At 39.5% G+C, this 19,669-nt stretch carries 17 protein-coding genes; 7 read left to right on the top strand and 10 right to left on the bottom strand.

Going from position 1 to position 19,669, the window contains the following annotated elements; translation table 11 throughout:
- Both EDF66_RS02985 and EDF66_RS02980 read right to left on the bottom strand, forming a co-directional pair.
- Positions 1-2,772 carry a TonB-dependent receptor gene (locus EDF66_RS02985; RefSeq protein ID WP_132840446.1) on the bottom strand — a complete coding sequence of 924 codons (2,772 nt, stop codon included), beginning with the start codon at positions 2,770-2,772 and terminating at the stop codon, positions 1-3.
- Positions 2,773-3,357: 585 nt separating this feature from the next.
- Complete coding sequence (locus tag EDF66_RS02980; protein WP_132840445.1) at positions 3,358-5,115, bottom strand: M60 family metallopeptidase; 1,758 nt, start codon at positions 5,113-5,115, stop codon at positions 3,358-3,360.
- A gap of 712 nt (positions 5,116-5,827) precedes the next feature.
- Here EDF66_RS02980 and EDF66_RS02975 point away from each other — a divergent pair.
- The 7 genes from EDF66_RS02975 (at position 5,828) to EDF66_RS02950 (ending at position 12,385) form a co-directional block, all read left to right on the top strand.
- Positions 5,828-6,148, top strand: coding sequence for a MazG-like protein (locus EDF66_RS02975; protein ID WP_132840443.1), 321 nt, complete (start codon positions 5,828-5,830; stop codon positions 6,146-6,148).
- A gap of 111 nt (positions 6,149-6,259) precedes the next feature.
- Positions 6,260-6,628, top strand: a complete 369-nt coding sequence (locus tag EDF66_RS02970) for a BlaI/MecI/CopY family transcriptional regulator (protein WP_132840441.1) — start codon at positions 6,260-6,262, stop codon at positions 6,626-6,628.
- 5 nt (positions 6,629-6,633) lie between these two features.
- On the top strand, positions 6,634-7,749 hold the full coding sequence (locus tag EDF66_RS02965) for an energy transducer TonB (RefSeq protein ID WP_132840439.1): 1,116 nt from the start codon (positions 6,634-6,636) through the stop codon (positions 7,747-7,749).
- A 169-nt stretch (positions 7,750-7,918) separates the two neighbouring features.
- Positions 7,919-10,264 carry an outer membrane beta-barrel family protein gene (locus EDF66_RS02960; RefSeq protein WP_165902342.1) on the top strand — a complete coding sequence of 782 codons (2,346 nt, stop codon included), beginning with the start codon at positions 7,919-7,921 and terminating at the stop codon, positions 10,262-10,264.
- A gap of 300 nt (positions 10,265-10,564) precedes the next feature.
- Positions 10,565-10,939 (top strand): hypothetical protein, encoded by a 375-nt coding sequence (locus EDF66_RS02955; RefSeq protein WP_132840436.1) that lies wholly within the window; start codon positions 10,565-10,567, stop codon positions 10,937-10,939.
- Positions 10,940-11,085: 146 nt separating this feature from the next.
- The gene (locus EDF66_RS25985; RefSeq protein ID WP_165902341.1) at positions 11,086-11,466 is read left to right on the top strand and encodes a hypothetical protein; all 381 of its coding nucleotides are present in this window, start codon (positions 11,086-11,088) and stop codon (positions 11,464-11,466) included.
- Between the two features lie 31 nt (positions 11,467-11,497).
- Positions 11,498-12,385: an AraC family transcriptional regulator gene (locus tag EDF66_RS02950; RefSeq protein WP_165902340.1), complete on the top strand. Its 888-nt coding sequence runs from the start codon at positions 11,498-11,500 to the stop codon at positions 12,383-12,385.
- Positions 12,386-12,532: 147 nt separating this feature from the next.
- Here EDF66_RS02950 and EDF66_RS02945 read toward each other — a convergent pair whose 3' ends face one another.
- From EDF66_RS02945 to EDF66_RS02910, 8 genes are all read right to left on the bottom strand, one after another.
- A complete protein-coding gene (locus EDF66_RS02945) occupies positions 12,533-13,024 on the bottom strand; it encodes a c-type cytochrome (protein ID WP_243655978.1) in 492 nt (163 codons plus the stop codon).
- Between the two features lie 56 nt (positions 13,025-13,080).
- Positions 13,081-14,046: a transporter gene (locus tag EDF66_RS02940; protein ID WP_310437762.1), complete on the bottom strand. Its 966-nt coding sequence runs from the start codon at positions 14,044-14,046 to the stop codon at positions 13,081-13,083.
- 62 nt (positions 14,047-14,108) lie between these two features.
- Positions 14,109-15,173, bottom strand: a complete 1,065-nt coding sequence (locus tag EDF66_RS02935; protein WP_132840432.1) for a cytochrome-c peroxidase — start codon at positions 15,171-15,173, stop codon at positions 14,109-14,111.
- Positions 15,174-15,176: 3 nt separating this feature from the next.
- The gene (locus tag EDF66_RS02930) at positions 15,177-16,058 is read right to left on the bottom strand and encodes an MbnP family protein (RefSeq protein ID WP_132840431.1); all 882 of its coding nucleotides are present in this window, start codon (positions 16,056-16,058) and stop codon (positions 15,177-15,179) included.
- Positions 16,039-17,151, bottom strand: a complete 1,113-nt coding sequence (locus tag EDF66_RS02925; RefSeq protein WP_207898409.1) for a cytochrome-c peroxidase — start codon at positions 17,149-17,151, stop codon at positions 16,039-16,041. Before EDF66_RS02925 ends, EDF66_RS02930 begins: the two co-directional genes overlap by 20 nt.
- 1 nt (position 17,152) lies before the next feature.
- Positions 17,153-18,019, bottom strand: a complete 867-nt coding sequence (locus tag EDF66_RS02920) for an MbnP family protein (RefSeq protein ID WP_132840429.1) — start codon at positions 18,017-18,019, stop codon at positions 17,153-17,155.
- Between the two features lie 42 nt (positions 18,020-18,061).
- Positions 18,062-18,895: a FixH family protein gene (locus EDF66_RS02915; RefSeq protein ID WP_132840427.1), complete on the bottom strand. Its 834-nt coding sequence runs from the start codon at positions 18,893-18,895 to the stop codon at positions 18,062-18,064.
- Between the two features lie 24 nt (positions 18,896-18,919).
- Complete coding sequence (locus EDF66_RS02910; protein ID WP_132840425.1) at positions 18,920-19,579, bottom strand: SCO family protein; 660 nt, start codon at positions 19,577-19,579, stop codon at positions 18,920-18,922.
- Positions 19,580-19,669 lie beyond the last annotated feature (90 nt).

The raw sequence follows: 19,669 nt of genomic DNA, 5'->3' as shown, positions 1-19,669 counted from the left end.
TTAGAATTTAATCGTTATTTCTGTTCCGTAGAACATGCTGATATTACGTTTCGAATATTCTTGTGGATATCGCGTGCTCGCTTGTAATGGACGATGGTTGAAAACATTGTTGGCGTAGAATGAAAAACCCATGTTATTGGCAAATTCTTTTGTCATCTTGAGATTGAAGAGCCATAGCGGTTTCCAGCTTTCGGCCTTGAAATAACCATCATTTAAACTCAGGTAAATATCGCGATCTGCTTCTGTGATGGATTGGCGTTCGGTTTCTGTAAAATAAGTGATCTGAGGTGAGCTGCCGGCAGCACCTACAGGGATGTAACCAACCGGTATGCTGGAATAATTGAGATATTGATGTTTATCTTTCCAGATGGTCTGTGCGGTGGCGGTAATGATAAACCTAAATTCTGGGATGTTATGTATCGCCCTTAAAGTGGTTACAAATCGCTCTTGCTGCATACCTCTTGCTTCAAATACCCCAATTCTCTTTAGGGGCATATTAGGCGCATTTTGTAATAGGATATACGGATTAGCGGTCGTTAATTTCGTGGATAGGTATGCTCCATTTAAAACAAATGATGTACGGATATTGTCGAATCGACCAAAATCAAAATCAAACTCTATTCCTTTATTGAGGATATTTCGATCATTACTCGGGGCGTTGAATGTTGAAACAATGACGCTTTCGCCAACTTCGGTGCTAAGTACAGGAGGCTGACCTACGGGCGACTCCAGGACAGAATACGTTGGAATGGAGAAAAATTTAACACTATTGAGGTTGGTGTTCATCTCATAGCCGTTTTTGGTCTCTTCATGGTAGCCCGTCACCGAAAATCGTTTTTTACCGCGCGTATAATCCAGTCCCAATTCTTTTTTTGTGGCTTTTGCAATCTTCAAATCTGGATTTGCGGTATCAAAAACCCGTGTGCTGATGATGGCCATTGCCTCTACAGGATTTTCCTTATAATGATTTAAGCTGAATGCGTCATAATAAGCGCGATCTGGATAAAGATAGAGGAGAGTAGGCGATTTTGCAGTCATACCATATCCACCGCGGATGGTAAAGTCTTTGATGAATTCATAGGAAGCATTTATTCTTGGGGCAAGTACGGATTGCGAGAAACTTCCGAAAGGCTGTATCTGGTCCCAACGTACTCCTGCCTGTACATGTAGGTCACGATCAAAAATCTGCATGGAATAGCGATCTTCAAGATATACTCCGAATTGATTTAAGGAAGGGATATCTTTGTAAGAACGTGGTCTAAATCCTAAAGGATCGGCTGTTCTGTAAGGATTGTTTGGGTCAACTGTTCGACCAGAGCCAAAGTTGGCATCTAGGCGATAGTCTGCTCCGAGAAGGAAACGGTGTGTACCTTCACCTGTTTTCAGGTAAAAATCATCAGAGAGCTTGGCAAAGATGTTGAGAGGCTTGCCCTCGATCCATAACTGATTGAGGAATGTCGCCGGTAGATAAGGGACTTGCTGCGTTACATTTTCGGTGGCCATACTATTAGCTGACACACTGAGGGTGTTTAAACGTTGCTGATATCCTTTTTGTAAACTGTAGTTACCCGATAGGGTATAATTAAGATTACGGGCAAACTGCTTGTTTAATTTCCATTTACCATTGGTTGAAAACTGGTAAGCGTAATTTTGTGCCTTATTGATGATCTGCTCTGCTTGATAATCGGGATCTACTTTGTTGTCATCCAGATTCATACCGAAGGAGAATGTCGTATTGGAATATAGCGGACGTTCTTTTCCAAAGGTATTGGTATACTGCATGGACCCGGTCATGCGTTCGTATGCAGAATAAGCAGTTATCTGGTTGTCGTAAGCCTTTGTAAAATCAAGATCGACAAATAAATTGCCTTTATTTTTTCCGAGGCTAAAACCTTGGCCAGCCCAAAACTGCGTGAGTTTGGGATTGAGCCTGGCTTTTACCTGTAAGGGTTCTACACCGGCTTTGGTACTCACAAGTATAGCTCCGGAGGTAAGATCGCCGTATTCAACGGACGGAATACCGCGTATGACTTCTACCGATTCAATGTTGTCTGCTGAAAGTTGACGCATGTCTGTACCCATACCACTGGATGTAGAAAAACCTGCAAGCACACCGGAGGTGACCGTGTTCATGGACTGGAGGTTGGCGTTGTTAGACTGCGGAGCACCATTGACAATGACCGATGTACCCATTGAACTCATATTGTCGCCGGGAGATGCGGCATCCCCTGAATATTGGCGAATACTCGTTTTATTGGGGTTTGTGAAGCTCGGATTGGAGACTATCGCTCCCGGTAACAGCTGTAGGATCTCGCCCAAATGTGTTGCCTGCATATGCTCGATAGCCTTACGGGAAATCACTGTTGAAGTGGCACCATCTCTACGTTGTTCTTTTCCAACAACAACGACATCTTTTAGGGTAATGCTGTTTTCTGTCAACAGAAACTGAAGCTCACCGGTTGGAAAGCTAATTTTTTGTTGTTCTTCCAGCATACCGAGATATTGTACGACTACGGTATAAGTACCTTTTGGGATTTTAGAGAAAGAGAATTTGCCCGATGCATCGGTTTTACTGTATAAACCCAGTTCTAAAATTTGAACGGTGGCTCCGACTAAAGGATCTTTATTGCTGTTTCGTCTCACAGTTCCTGTCAGATTTTGTTGTTGCGGCGATAGCTTTGTTTCTATTGATGCTGACTGTTGGGCCATTGAATCATCAATAAACGTGGTTTGCAAAGATAAAAGCGCAAAGAAAAGTATAGGTTTTCTCATTGTACTCGTATATCAGAATAAGTTAATATTGTGCATGTTGGTGCAGATTATAGGTGATGTGCCAGCAAAGATAGGTAAATCATTTTATTTAGAAGCTGTCTAAATAAAATGATTTGTCATTTATATGTCGGCTTTACATTTCTCTGACGATTGAAGCGAAATACGTTGAAAGTATTAATAGAGGCTCAAGCTACCTATTTATAGGATGTAGCAATAGTTTGCCACTTTTAGCTTTTACCGCGGGTAGCATAAGATTTTATTGCTCGTAAAGACGCTAGGTTTTGGGAGTACGAACTGAAAAGCTTATTTTATTGTTAGCATAATCGGCAAAATTCGGCAGAATAGAAATAGTAGAATTCATTTGTCAATGGTTCTGCAAAATATGATTTGGAAGGAAATGTTGCGATTATCAATATTTTACACAAACGTAATTATCAAAGCGGTATCGATGGCGATATTACTGCTAGAGTTATGTAAGATTATCAAAAAGGGACTGATGGTAATTCTACCCATCAATCCCTTTTATGTTATTACTTTTGACTTTAATGTATGGTTGCCCGTCACATTAAAATATAATTTCAGCGTTTAATAAACCGATACTTCTGCCATGGCGGCATTTTGGGTGAAGTCAAATGCGGATTTGAAAACAAGTTTAAAATAACGGAAGGATTGGGTTGATGGTAAGTCAATGTTTTGTGGTACACTATTTTCCTGCAGGGTAAATGTTCCTAAATTGGTCCAGTTTGTGTTGTTCTGACTCACCTGAATTTCAATTTCTCTTACTTTACGAGAACCATTTCTTTGGGTCAGCGTAAATCCGGAGACCGTTTTGCTGCTCTTCATATCTACTGTAATAAAATAGGGATATGTTTCGGGATTGCTGGACCAGCGTGAATGCCAGAATGTATTGGCATTGCCATCAATTATGTTCGCTGCCCTTCCATTTTCTGCACCGGTTTCCTGATTGGTGTAATCGATCACGAGCCACTTATTTTCCCAATTAGGATCGTCGGTCTTAGTCGTAAGATCCTCAGTAGGGGTTGGTAAATTGAGATTCTGTATTTCTGTATATACTGATTCATCGACTTTAAGTCCCCATTTGCGGAAAAAACCGCTTAGATTTTTACCTGAAATTGTACATGCTTTTAACATAAAATAGCGCATCTTCTGTGCTCTTGTCGTCACATTAGGTTGCTCTATTCTGGTTTCTTTGTGCAAAGTTTGATAAAAAGTATCTCCAAATGCTAACCAGAGTTGCTGGAACATGGCTAAGCGCGCAAATACACTGGTACTTGATGCATTAAAATCTTTTTCAGCATAAGGAATGATGAGGTAGTCCATGACCTCTGTCCATACATTATCACGGGTCAGCCTCGAGTTTTGAGCGCCCATTTTTCGTTCCGCAGCCAGGGAATAAATGTTAACGGTGGTTTCACCTAATTCTTCCCATGTCCAGGCGGACTGCTGATGCATATGTCCCAGTTCATGCCACGGACCCCAGCCGTCATTTCTAGCACCGGTTACTGTGAGCAGTGTATTCATTGTGGAGGTGTAGTAAGCAGTCCGATACCAGGTGGCAACCATGAAATAGTCTGCATTATCGGTCTCGGTCATTAATATTTTATGGATATTCTCATCATGCTGTGCAGCTGAACCGTCTATACCACTGATCGCATATTCTGCTTTGACAATTTCATCGTATGTCTGCATGAGCTGTTCTTGATTTTCCAGTCTGTGGTCTAAGGCCTTTGCGCGGGAAGCTACTAACATGGTCTCTTCGCTTTCTAATAGTACATCGGGTGCTTCAGTCCAGGTATTCAGCATGACCTGCCACTGTGCATTGGTTGTTTTTCCCAGTATGTAATGTGGGACAGGTTTATGACCTACTCTGAATTCTATGCGGGCTTTACCGCTACGTGTGCTGTTGTCATTCGCATTATAACGTATATATAATAAGCCCCCGTACTGATCTGCCTGAATGGTATTTAGACCTTGTGTCAGCGGAACGACTGTCGGATTCCATTTTTCTTTATATCTTGAATAGGTTCCTATCAATAAGGTCGGAAGGCCGGTACCATCTTCCAGCTGGTCTACGTAAATGGATAAAGTGCCACTTGGTGCTACGTAAAACCCGGTAGCGGTAAAATCTGATGCTGGAAATGATTGCCCAAGTCTTTTAGATTCTTTGACTCCCGAGGGCAGTTCATTAAAAACCTGGATGGTATCGTAGCTGATCGCTAAACTATCAACCGGGATGGTTTCGATAGGGCCTATCGTTTTTTGACAGGATGAAAGAATGGCGATGAACGCTATCAGCCCTAATTTGAATGTGTTTTTTATCATAATTAAAGTTTAAAATTTATATAATTGATCTGCAAATCTATCCTGATATCTCCCCATATCTTTCTTGCATGATCTAAAAAAGGGGCGTTTCTTTTTGAAAAACGCCCCTGATCGCCACTTATAATCTACCTAATTTTTCGTTTCTTTTCACCTTATTTCAAGTAGGATGTTTTACCTACTTATATGTTGATATTTAGAATCTAATTTAATAAATATTTATCGATAAGATATTTTTTATTTTGTTTTTAATATAATTACCTTTAAAAGGCTTCTTAGTTCTTTGTTATATTGTATTTATCAGAAAATGTCACCCGATATGTCGCTGAACTATATTTGAGATTATGTTTATTGAGAATGATTAATCAAGAAAAACAAAGAATTGGAAAAGAGATAATGGAAGATTATTTTCAGTTTTTAAACCATATTGACGATGTCGCTTTGGAACGAGTACCTGAATATCTTTAAATTGATAAAATTACAGGAAAACTATTTATTTCGCATAAGCACTCGAATGATCCTATTTTAGAAAGAGACATTTCACAAAAGAAATAGGTCTAAGGTTTGGACAATATAATAATGCGTATCTTGAAGAGCAAGATACAGAAGGTTTCCACGAATGTAGAATCGTTGAAATATTTGATTTCAAATTTAAGAATGGCCAAATACGGTATGTAATGTCCGATTTTACGCAGTAGTATAAACATATATAAGCATGGAAAAAGATAATTTTGACGAAATAATTCGTCGCTCAATAACTATCAGGAAAAAATACCACGAGTTGGAGATGACCCATCATGGCAGCGAATGGACTGTGGAAGAAGATGCTTTAGCTTATTTAACTGATGCTGGGTTGATCGGACGGGACATTATGTCGCAACAACTACGCTGGCCAAAAGTGGGATCGGAAGCTGAGCTGGAACATAAACTAGGGGAAAATATATGGTGGTTAATCGTATTGGCAGAAAGATCGGGCATTGATATTAAAGATGCTGTTCATAATTTTCTGGACAAAACAGAAACAGTATTAAAATAAGCGGATTGAAATCTCATAGTGTCATGAGATTTCGGTCTGCTGGATAATTAGTTGTCTTTTAGTTGTGATAACTAATTATTTAGCTGATATTTGAGTATAAAAGAATCAGCAATGGAAATAGTAGAATTTACCAAAGTAGAACACCAATTGATGCAGGTGCTGTGGAAATTAGAGAAAGCATTTGTTAAAGAAATCATACAGGAATTGCCTGAACCAAAACCTGCTTATAGCACCGTGTCTACGATGATCCGTATTTTGGAGACAAAAGGTGCAGTGGCTTACGAAGCTTTTGGTAAAACTCACCGTTATTATCCGTTGATTTCAAAAGAGGAGTATATGCGTTTCGAGGCCGATAAATTTTTGGACAATTACTTCTCCAATTCTATTCAGGATATGTTCTCCTTTTTTGTTAATGAAAAGAAAATTGACTTAAAGGATGCTGAACAGTTACTTAATATGATTGATAAAATTAAAGACTAAGTCCTGTGGAAAACCAGCTCTACTTCATTTGGTCGAGTATCGCGATGACCATTTTTTATATGTTTTATCAATTGGTGCTCAAACGTGAGACTTTCTTTTTATGGAATCGAATTTATTTGTTAGCAACACTTTGTTTGGCGATCATGCTCCCATTGCTGAACCTTTCGACGCTTTTTAGCTTACCACAAATGGAGTTAATGGATATTTCTTTATTTTTTATTGCTAAAGAAAAGCTGGTTTCTGTCGCGGAGACACAAATTCACCTGTTTTCTGTCTTATATTGGACCGGCGTTAGTGGCAGTGCTATATGGCTGGTCATAAAACTTGCTGTTATAAAAAATCAATTGCATTCGCAGGAGATCGGTAGAGCATTTTCATTCTGGAGAACTAAAGTTATTGATCCAGATCTATCGGATTTTGACGCAATAAATGCGCATGAAGAGGTTCATGTTAAACAGTTACATACACTGGATATCATTTTTGTCGAATTGATTGCCGTATTTTTTTGGTTCAACCCGCTCATATATTGTTATCGTAAGAGTCTTAAGTTTGTTCATGAATATCTCGCGGATGAACATGCTGTCAAATATGCCGGCAGCACTAAGCAATATGCAATGACTCTTTTTCTGAAATCTTTTAAAGTTGGACCGGTGCTGACGAATACTTTTTATAATCCTTCCTTACTGGAAGCCCGGATCAGGATGCTTCAGTGCAAGAAGTCCAGCGTTAAACGCTTATGGAAATACATTGGGCTTGTACCTATGGCCGCGCTTGTTGTGGTACTCTGTTCGTGGAAGATTTCAAATTTTAGTGCGATGGATTCGGACAGTAGGGTGCAGCCTGCTATTTTTCCTGGAGGGGTTGACGCTTTTAGTAATTTTTTGATTCAGAATTCAAAAAAGGTCTCAAATGAAAGGGGAAAAGTAGCAGTGAGTTTCATTGTCGAAGCTAATGGTGAAGTGACCCATGAAAAAGTTGAAAATGGATTAAGTCCTATAGTGGACAGGGAGGCCCTGCGTATTATTTCTTTAAGTCCGAACTGGCAACCAGCAGTCCAAAATGGTCTTCGTGTTCGATCTCTTTATCATATGAATATAAATTTTAACCCTGATAATCAGTAGGTTATTTTCATTTATTGTATTATTAGTCGTGACGACTAATAAATTAGTTGTATAACTAGTTTGTTAGTTGTATGTTTGGGTATACCAATTTATACCAAACATGACAAGCACTCTGATTTTTAAATCCACTCGATTTTACAGCTCTTTATGCTTATTAATATGTAGTTTAATGTTCGCTCATGCACAGCAAAAAAAGGATAATGTTTTTGGAGCTGTTGTCAATGAAAAGAATACATTCGTTCCTTATGCTCAGGTTAGTTTAAAAAATAGTCTTGATTCAAACACGGTAAAGACGGTATTGGCAGATAGTTTGGGAAATTTTGGTTTTGCAATCGCATCTGGTAAATATTTGATTGAAGTGAAGAGCATGGGTTATAGGTCAGCTTATACTGTAACTTTTGAAGTTACTGCGGTATCGAGTATAAACCTAGGGAGTATTGCACTCCAAATTGAACCGACACAGTTAGGTGTTGTGACGGTTGATGCAAAGCTTCCTTTTATCGAAAGGAGGGCAGATAAAGTGATCGTCAATCTGAATGGTCTTGGTTCCGGAGCTCCATTAATGGAGGTTATGAATCAGTTGCCGGGGGTTACTGTTGATGCATCAGACCTAATTAGTCTAAACGGCAAATCGGTTCAGATTTATATTGATGGTAAAGTGAGCGCACTTTCGGCAGATGCATTGTCTGGTCTGCTGAAGGGTATTTCTTCGGCAGCAATTGAAAAAGTTGAATTGATTAGTCAACCTTCTGCTAAATATGATGCGGCCGGAAATGGTGCCATCATCAACATCATCCGAAAACGTAGTTACAAAGGCGGTCTAGATGGTAATGTTTATGCAGGAGCTGGGAAAGGGACTTATGGAAAAGCGAATGGTGGTGTCAATCTCAATTATAAAGGAAAAGGTTATAATCTGCTGCTGAATCTGGATTATAATTACAATAAGTATTTTTACAACACGGACATTGCAACCAATTTTTTAGATGATGCGGGGACAGTTGTTGGGGAGTCGATATCGAAAATGAAGAGCACGAGGGCTATTGCCAACTACACACCCAACTTGGGAATGGATTTTTATTTATCTAAGCGTACTACTTTATCTGCCTCTGTTAAGCCTGGTTTTCAAACATCATGGCGGGATGGAGTAGCGCATATTGAAGAAGTGGATGTTATTGCTAAAAGTAAGTCACTTTCTGTGTTTAGCAACGACGTTGCTGTTTATGCAGCTAACTTTTCGACCGGACTGCGTCTGCAACATCAGATCGATACTGCGGGAAGGGATCTAACAATGGATCTGGATTATTATCGCTATGCAAACTATAATGATCAAAATAATAGAACAGTTTCTTTCAATCCTATCGTTGACCGGCCGAGCGTGATTGCTCAAGATCGTATCCTTCATGTGTATGCTTTTAAAACGGATTATGTACAGCCTTTGGGTAAAGGGCGTCAGTTCGAGATGGGAATGAAAACGAGTTTTGTGTTTTCCGACAATAGTAATGATTTCCGGGAAGGGGCAAACTATCAGAACGATCTATTTGATTATCAGGAAAACATTTCGGCCCTCTACTTGACATATGGTGCTACCGGTGAAAAATTTTCATACCAATTGGGGATCAGGGGTGAGTACACGTATGGACAAGGAGAGGAGCAGTCTGGAAAGAACAGCTTTAATAAAAATTACTTTAATCCTTTTCCGTCGGTTCATCTTGACTATAAGCTTACTAAAAATCATAATCTTAGTCTCGGGATCAATAAAAGGATTGAACGCCCTGGTTATGAAAGTTTAAATCCACTGATCCGGATCATTAACAGTAATAACCTGCAACAAGGAAATCCTGCATTACGACCTGTACTGGCTTATAATGCTGACTTGTGGTACGGGTACAAAAATGCGTTTTACGCAGGTGTTACTTACAGTTACAGTGTAGATGATTTTACCAATATAACTGTGCCAGTGGAAGATGGTGTAGTCACAACATTACCAGGAAATGCGGATCATGCAGGTTACTTTACGCTTCAGGCGATGTATGGCAAGCAGGTATTACCGTGGTGGTACACCAGTTCTAATGCGATCTTGTCGAAGCGGTCGTTTAAAGGAGAGTTTGATGGTATTTTGCTTCAGACTGATGGCCGCTATAGCATCTCCGCCACTTCTTATAATAGTTTTTTGCTTCATAAAAACTTCTCTTTTTTAGTCCTTTTTAATTATCGAGGTAAAAGTGTGGAACGAAACATCAGCAATGAAGCTTTTGCTTATTTAACAGTAGGAGTAAGGCAACAGTTTCTAAAGAAACGTGCTTCTGTGCAACTTAATGTGATGGATGTTTTTAATTCATATAAGAATAAGTTCCAACAAAATAGTGGGCCAATACAGCAGAACTGGCGTAATCATATTGAAACGCGTATGGTGAAATTGAATCTAACTTATAGTTTTGGAGGTTCGATTAAAAATACGAAGAAAGTGAATGCTGCTGAAGATGAGAAAAACCGAAGTGTGGTACGTGAAAATTAAATAACCCGACACAACGTCGAATAGCGATGCCAGATTTTGCGGAATAACGCACACAGAGGGAATGGTCTTTATTGGAGGCACTGCATCATATATAGATGAATAGGATGTGTACTTTAATTTATTAAAATTAAGATGTTATTTATGTAAATAAATTCCCGAGGCATGAAATAACCTCGGGAATTTTGTATGCTATACCTATATGGTTAAAGCAGGTACATGCCTATTATTGGGATGAGCAAAGTTATTATTTAGCTCTAAAACTTTTTAAAGTTCCTTATTAATGTATTATCTTTGAACTTTATGAAAAGAGTACTTTTATATTTCTTATCTACGCTCATGCTTATTCAGGCATGCTGGGGTATAATGATTATAAGTGCTTTTTATATCAATCGTGATTATATAGCGCAATATCTTTGTGAAAATAGAGATGCTCCTCAATTGCATTGTCAGGGTACCTGTGTCTTGATGAAGAAAATGAAAAAAGCACGCGAGGATGAAAAGAAAAATGCGGAAAATAAAATAAAGGAATCGCATGTATTTGTTGTAGCAGCAGTTGCTGCGCTCGCTTTCCCTTCGTATCAAAGTAATGCTGTTGAAAAAGCAAATTTTGATATGCGAAAATCACACTATACTTTTGATCGTGTTCATCGTATTTTGCGTCCACCTAGTTGTTAATACCCTCATCGAGTTTTTCTGACTATTAATCTCGCTATCTCTGTTTGAAATAAACCGATAGCTAGGCCCCCTTATTTATTTTGCATTTCTCGTGTTTGATAGTCAATATTCATGACTGCAGCATGCTATTATTAATACCGTTTTTAATGCGCGTTAAATTATCGATACTCCTTGTCTTAGCCATTTTCATACAAGCGACTAGCTGTACCTGGATCTGTGTTGGTTTTGAGCTCAATCGCGAATATATTACAACAGCATTGTGTATAAACAGATTTACTCCTGCAGTGACCTGTAGTGGATTCTGTTATATCGATAAGCAGGTGGAAAAGGAAAGGGAACAACAAGATCCTGCTCCTAAAGCGAAGCAGATCGATCTGAGTGTTTATCTTCCGCTGACCTGTTTTTTAGTGAAGTCTGACGATGATTTTACTGATTTGCGATGCTCCGACGTGTTTTTTCGATGCTATCTCATTTTGGAGGGAACGGATAGCCTTATTTTCAAGCCACCCATTTTGTTTTTTGTTTAGTCGGTTATCTCACTTTACAATTACATTATTTATGGTTATTAAAACAGAAAATATCAATACATTCACATTAAACACTATTGATCCCGATCATATTGGTTTAGTTGTCTTCGATCTTAAAGACGACTACAGCTGTTTACAGCATTTGCATTTGACAAATCGAAGATCATTTTATACGGTCATCTATTTGATATCTGGAACTATGCAGATCTCTATCGACGGTTATGTGAGTAAACTGGAATGTCAGCAGGTTATCTCTTTCGGTCCTGGTACAGAACTGCAGTTTCCAATTGAAAAAGAGCAAAAAGAAGGTTGGATCGTTCTATTTGAAAAACCTTTTGTCACAGCACGTTACAATGATCATGTCCTGCATCATTTTAACTTTTTAAAGAAGCAAAAGGTGGAGCCACAGCATGTTCCATTTTCGGAAGGGCTGGGCTTGTCTATGATTTTGGAAACGATGCAACGAGAATATGCGTATAAGCATCCGGATGCGAAGGATATATTGCGTTCATATCTCCATATATTTTTAGGAACACTGGGTAGAACTATCTTTCCTGAAGCTATTGTCGGTGTTAAAAACGAAAAGGAAGAGAAGGTTCTTTCTTTTGAGCGCCTTATTAGCGAGCAATATGCGAAGGAGCGTCTACCTTCTTTTTATGCTGATCGGTTATTTATAACGACCAATTATCTCAATCGCTTATGTCAGGAAAGACGCGGTAAATCTGCGGGTCAATTAATCCGTCAATATGTGTTGCTGGAAGCAGAAAACCTACTGATTCATTCCGGCAAGAATATTTCGGAGATATCTTTTGAGCTGGGATTTGAAAATGTATCTTATTTTATCACATTTTTCAAAAAGAAATTTGGCATTAGTCCGGATGGATTTAGAAAAAAGAATAGTAAGATGTCAAGATCGTAAGATCCTATTTTGATCGCTTACAATTCCTCAATACAAGCTAAAGTTGTATTGAGGAATATTTTGCGCTATCGTAATAAAGGTTGCTGCTTCCTTTATTGATGCTATTTTTTGCAGTTCATTTTTTCTTGATAGAGGAGCTGTAAATTACTATTTGGAATCTTCCTGTCTGAGGTATTCCAAAATTGCTACTGCTTCTTGGGTTTGCAGTCCTAACGCTGTCATTGTTCCGACGTAAGATTTACTGAGTAATTGCGCATCAGGGTCCTCCGCTAACATCTTATCGGGATTCAAGATCATGTTCATCATCCATTCTGGCGTTCTTTTTTTTGTGACGCCATAAAGAGCCGGACCTATTTTATCTTCCTTGATTTCATGACACATCGTGCACTTAACAATAAATAATTTATTGCCTTCATCGGCTAATTTTTGATCGAATGGTTTGTGCTCAAAACTTGTGATGCTCCCAATACCTTTGTTTCCTTGTTTTAGAAAGTCTGTTATCGGTGTTACAGGTGTTTTTTCTTCCGTTTCAGATTCTCCACTTTTAGTCTTGGAGTCGTTGGTGGTGTTGGTCTGACAGGCGATCATACCCAATGTGCAGCAGGATAAGAGCATGAAAAGTGTACTGATAAATTTCATAAGTTATTGTTTTTAGTGATTGCTACAGTTTTTTAGTAATATTTTCCTAATTTGTGTTAAAAGCTAAAAGACAAATGGGTCAGAAATCGATTGCCAGCTTCAACACGTCCTCCTGCAAGATTTTGATTTAAGGGAGATTGATAATTTCCACCAAATGATATTTTCCCCATATTGACTTCTACACCCACTATACCGGTCGTGGAATTTCCTCCAGATTGTGCGACATCATATTTGCCGAATACGACATCCTGTGGCTGCGTTTCATAGGTGATGCCGGCGTTTGGCGCTATGCGTACTTTATTCTTCACATTAAATTTATAGTACGCGAGTGCATTGGCTGTAAATTTATTAGCATACCTGTAATCGTATTTGTTTTCCGTATTCAGTTTATAGGTTGTATTGACATTCACGCCCAGATCCATGAGCCTTACATCATAGGCGAGATTGAACATAAAATCTGTACTGGCGGTTCCTAGTTGGAAATTGTTTGGAGAGTCCTGTGCGGCATTACTGCGTTCACCGGCATCATACCTTCCAGTAGGGGCTTTGACACCAGCACCTATCCAGAGGGAGTGGACGAGCATTTTATTGGATGCGGTGCCTTTCGCCTCTTCAAATATTTTGTAATAGCCCATCGCTACGACATCACCCATTCCATTTTTTTTCCCTTGTTCTCCGCTGCCCTTTATGTTGCGCGTATTGAAGTTATAGGGCAAAATTGCCATGACTCGCCAACGCTGACCAATATTCCATGCTCCCCACATTTCCATGCTTTGATAAGTTTCATCGGCGGTAATTGGAGTCCGGTTGCCGGTAGGACCTAAGTGCGAAAGCAGTGATTTATGCTGATATCTTAGTCCTATAAACCGCTTGTTGAAATCGGGGAGGATACCGATGTAATAACTGCCTACACCACATCCACAGATGTCACAGGCTTTTGATAAGGGGATCATTAGGCCACATGCCATGACGGTTAATAAGGTGTAAATTATTGCTTTAGTTTTTCGATTATCGTTATTCATTTGTGTCTTATTTTATGATATTATTCATTAAAATGTATGGTTTAAATGACGAAGGAACTTGCCTAATTCACAACAAATCCTGATTTTATTTCTGGTTCTGCCAGTAGTTTATTGGTGAGAAAATCACGGTCATCCAATGTTTTTAGAAAAGCGATAAGATTATCCTTCTGCTCTTCTGTCATTTTTATGCCCAGTGAGCCGTCAGCCTGTCTAAAAATAGGATCGAGGGTCGGAGAGTCGACCATGCCTGTACGATAATGTTCAATGACCCGGTTTAAGGTCAGGAAACGCCCATCGTGCATATAAGGGGCGGTATAGGAAATGTTGCGAAGGCTAGGCACTTTGAATTTATATCGGTCAGCGGCATTTAACGTGACGGAATCACGACCCGTGTCATTTACTCTATTGGGTGCAAGCCCATTATTACGGTAGCTTCTGTCGGTGAATAAAGGTTCGCTGTGGCATGAGGAACAATTTTTCTGATAGAATAGATAGCCTTTTTCTTCCTGTTCGGTAAAGGCATAACCTGGTTCTTTGCGCATCACATGATCGTATTTAGCGTTGCTGCTTACAGCCATGAGCATGTATTGCGATAGGGCTTTGAAAAAACGTGCATCTGTTATTTCATCTGTTCCAAATGCTTTTTTAAACAGTGTTGGGTAATCGGGATGTGCTCTTAATTTTTTGAGCACGTTGGGCACTGTTTCATCCATTTCAACAGGGTTTGTGATCGCGTTTACTGCTGCAAGATCTAAATCAAATACGCCTCCGTCCCAAAAGAATTCTTTTTGCCAGGCCATGTTCATAATAGGCATGGGATTGCGTATGCCTAGCCGATCGTCAATACCATGGCTAACATCATGACCATGATGGGTGAATGCCGCAGACTGGATGTGGCAACTGCCACAGGCGATGGTATTATTACGGGATAAGCGCGGTTCGAAAAAGAGGCGTTTACCTAGTTCGAATCCATCTTTTGTGATCGCGTTTCTAGTAAAATTATAAACTGGCTCCGGAAAATTATTTGGCTTTACAAAACCTGTGAAGAGTTCCGGTAATGCATCTTCACCTTTCTTGCATGCCCATACGAGGACTAAAATTCCAATTAGTACGAATATTTTTTTCATCTTTTATAATTCGTCTTCACTTTTTACAAAATTTTCAGTGTGATCATGTGTGAAAAAATGCGGGAAGTTATTGGCAATATTGACACTGTATTCGCTGAACATGATATTGGGATGCTCGACGATGCTGAATGTATGGGGGCCATTGAATATTTTCATGATATCGACAAACAGGTGGACATTACTGCGCAAGCCTGCTCTCACCTGCGCTATGCCCGCAGTTTTAAGATCTACTGTAATTGTCTTGATATTGTTCAAGGTAGGGGCATTGTAACCGCCAAACCCACCGATATGGTATTTGAACTGTTTATTTCCAGTGGGATCTCCCTGTTGATTGTCGGAGATCAAATCGCAGTAACCTTCCATCTTAAAGAAGATATAACCGCTGTTCCATCCCCAGTACATACCTCCACCTTCGTGTCCTTCTTCTGGATTAAAGGACAATACACCAGTCCGCTTTTCGACGGGCATTGTATTTCGTAAACTGTCCACTCCAATGATAAATTCGACTTTTTCATAGTTTCCTTCGGGTACTTTTACTTTCGTAAATCGTGTGGTACGATCTGCTGCATTTACTAAAAAATAACTGTCATCCTGAGGTACTGTATAGCTGCTGCCATCTGCTTTATAGAGTTTGATGTTGCTGATGAAGTATTGTAGTAATTTAATTCTAAAGGATTCTCCCTTTGCATTTTTATAAACCCGGGGTTCGAAGCCTAAAGTTTCTTCACCTACAATGTTGTCAAATTCGATGGAAAACTGCCCGGTCTTTTCGGCATCGGGAGCTGGTGCATCTTTTTTACTGCAGGCAGTTATAAGGGCGATGATGAGTAATATCATCGCTGTAAGTACGATTTTATTGTTAATGTTATTTTTTTCTGTTTTCATTTTTATTCGGATTAGAAAAATTGGTTTCATTTAAAAATATCTCATCTGTAAGTGCCTCCAAGAAGGATTTTATATCGTTCATTTCCCCATCGCTCATTGCTATGCCAGGATTTTCATTTTGATCGTAAAGAAGTCGGTCTGTGACCGGGCTATGCTTAATACCGGATCTGTAGTGTTTCAACACCTGATCAAGCGATGTAAATCTTCCATCGTGCATATATGGGGCAGAGCGTGTTACGTTTCTCAGTGTTGGTGTCTTAAAGGCTCCGAGATCTACTGGATTAAAAGATATGCGATAACGTCCGCGATGTATCCATTCGTTCGAGTCATCGGTAAAGTCATCGTCAATACCATTATTATGGAAAGCATTGTCTGTGAACAGTTCACCACGATGGCATCCACCACATTTTTGTATGACGAGATGCATGCCACGTTGTTCACTTGCTGTGAGCGCCTGCATATCTTGTCCACTTCGATAACTGTCATAACGTGAACTGGCCGATATCAAGGTTCGCTGGAATTGCGCCAATGCTTTTGCGGCACCCTGTGCTGATGGTTTTTCATTAAAAGCTTGCTGAAATAAGTTGACGTAAAGTTCGCTAGCCATCAGACGGTTGGCCAAAGTGACTAAGGACATTCCCATTTCATCGGCATGTGTAAGCGGTCCAAAGGCTTGTGATTCCAGATTTTTGGCTCCACCGTCCCAGAAAAATCCTTGGTCTGCCCATGCCAAGTTGATTAAAGTCGGGGAGTGTCTCTCCAGATTCTTTCCAGATACACCAGCCGCAGTAAGAGCCACTCCATCTGCAAATGCTCGTTCTTGATGATGACAGCTGGCACAACTGACTTGCATATTTGCAGATAACAAAGGGTCATAAAACAGCTGCCGACCTAAATGTACTCCTTCGACTGTGAGTGGATTATCAGGCATTTCGATTGGTCTGGGGAAATGTGGCGGAATTTTTAATAACAAAGGGGTAGGAGCTTGGTCATATTCTAGGGTGCCCTGTTGCTCTTTTTGACAAGATATCATCAATACACTCACTACAAAGCAAATGATGGCTCCTACTTGTGATCCTTTGTTTTTATTCATCTTATTTCGTGGTTGCGGTAGCAGTTGTGCTTTTTAAAGTGATAGCCTTTGTCAGCAAGTTGTTTTTTAGCTGTGTCATCAGCTCTTTTTGGGAAGCACTGATTAACCTGTTGGACCATGGGTTTTCAATGTCGATCACTTTTTTAACATCCATTTCTAGGTTGATACTGGTCGTCATTTGAGCATTAATCGTGATTGCTTTGTCTAGCTTGATCTCTTTTTCAGCATAAAGATCATTGGAAGCGAAGTCCCAAAAGAATGTTTGTAAAGCCGGAGCGTCTGGAGCCGCTTTTACCCAGGTCATTTTTCCATTTAGGACAAAGAATTTGTAGCTGGTGAGCCACATCCAGCTTTCAAAAGCCATCCCATTGAGAGCGGATAATTCTCCAGCGCGCAAGGTCAGATTGTCGTTATATTTTGAATCAACTCCGATAGCAAATTTTACTGTAGTATATTCACCGGCGGGTATCGCAGCGATTTTAATCTGCTCTCTTTTATTTGCAGGATATTTCTTGCCGAAGGATCCGTCCTGTACTGGAATTTCAACATTTTCCTCGATGAGATAGTAGGATTCGGGCACTTTAAATTCTTCACCAGAAGCATTGACTAAACGAACGTTGCTCACCCAGTAGCGCAGTTGATTAAATTCATATTTAAAGTCGAATTGTCCTGTGGTATTGGTTAATTTATAATCATATGCTTTGTTCAATTCGAAGTCAGCATCACCATATCGGGCATCAAATATTAAAGTTGTACTACCTGATGCTGCATCAATGTTAGGTTGAACGACTGTTTCTTTTTCACAAGCTGTTAATAAAAAGATGCAAGAGAGGAGGCTGCATACTTCTTGTTTTAAATAGTTTTTCATTTTATTATGTTATAATTTGTTTTGTTAAATTTTTGTGATTTATTATTTGATTTTGATAGGGTAGACCAAACTATCTTGTGAGACTGTTTTCCCTTTTTTCATAAGCTTAACTCTGATCACCCAGTCTCCAGACATCGTGAAATTGACTAAGCCGGAATAACGGCCATTTCCCTTGCTTTCAGCATCTTTATTCTCTGGAGAGCCATGTTTCATAGCGGGCATAAAAGGTTCTACTGCTATGGTATATCCATCTAGATTGGTGAAGGTCTCTTTGTCCATTTTGTGTAAAGCAAATTCGATATTGTGCTTACCTGACTCGACCTCGTTAGGAATTAAACAGGATACAAATACGCGATCATCTGTTGCTGTACCAGTAGGTATTGTTCGTGGTATAGTAGTTTGTTGGACAGGTAGCGCAAAAGTTAGTGTATCCATTTTATCTTTGCCTTTGAGAAAGGTTTTAAATAACCAGCCTTTGCCCATATCTTTCATGTTGGCCATGATAAATACCACATCCGCTTGATAGATACCTTTACCCTTGTTTACGAGAGGGGAATATGGACCGCTATGTGCCATCATACCCATATCCATCGTAATTTCATATTCCACTGCTAGATCCGATACCGGATTTCCTTTTCCATCTTCAAACTTCAGGTATAGGCTTTCAAATTTATTGGTCAGACTATCCGGGGTCCAGAGTGATACCTGATGTCCTTCAAAGGTTGTATCTGCTAGCATGATCATCTTAGATAGATCGGAAGTATCAGTAACACTCTGATTTTCTATCTGAGATGGACTGGGTTTTGTGGCGTTATTACAGCTGTATATAGTTGTTAGTCCCAGAAATATGAGTGTGTTTAGTTTTATTATATGCATATTTATTGATGTTATTTTAATCGGTTAACGTTTGTCTAATAATAGCTGAATGTCTTGTATTGCAACTTTGACTGAGTCCATTTCAATACCACTGTATACACCTCGCACATGACCTTTTCCATCTACGAGTGTAAATACTCCACTATGGTCAAAGCCACCTGGCGATTCAGGGCTTTCTGTTGCGAATGAAAAATAACCTGCAGCTCCCGCGATGTCATATACTGTTGATTTTGGGCCATTAACAAATTTCCACAAGTCTGGTGCACCCAATTTTTGTGCATAAGTTTTCAGAACCGACGGTGTATCATGATCGGGATCGATGGTATGAGATATAATAGCGAAGCGTGGTTCATGCTGAAAATGCTTAGCCACCTCCAGCATGTTTTTTGACATGATCGGACAAATGGTCGGACAGCGGGTGAAAAAGAAATCGGCAAGGTATATTTTACCTTTTAAATCTTCGTTGCTGATCCAGTTACTATCTTGATCGACAAAACGAAATTCAGGTATATGATGGTATAGGGTATCTATTTGTGTAATACCATTTTTTGAAGTGGAAATAATTTCTTGCTCTCCTAAAATAGGCAGTTCTCTATTTTGGTTAGATGATGTGCATCCTACCACACCCATGAACAGCGCAATAGATGCACAGCCAAGAAGTGTATGTTTATATTTTGATAACATTTATCTTCGTGTTATGACTAATGATTTTGTATATGGCTAATCTGTGCAATAGCTATTGCTCAAAATGAATACGATACAGCGTATCTATTC

The organism is Sphingobacterium sp. JUb20, assembly GCF_004342035.1.
Lineage (GTDB): Bacteria > Bacteroidota > Bacteroidia > Sphingobacteriales > Sphingobacteriaceae > Sphingobacterium > Sphingobacterium anhuiense.
The sequence above is the reverse complement of the archived record's forward strand: the minus strand, read 5'-3'. Positions and strand labels throughout refer to the sequence as shown.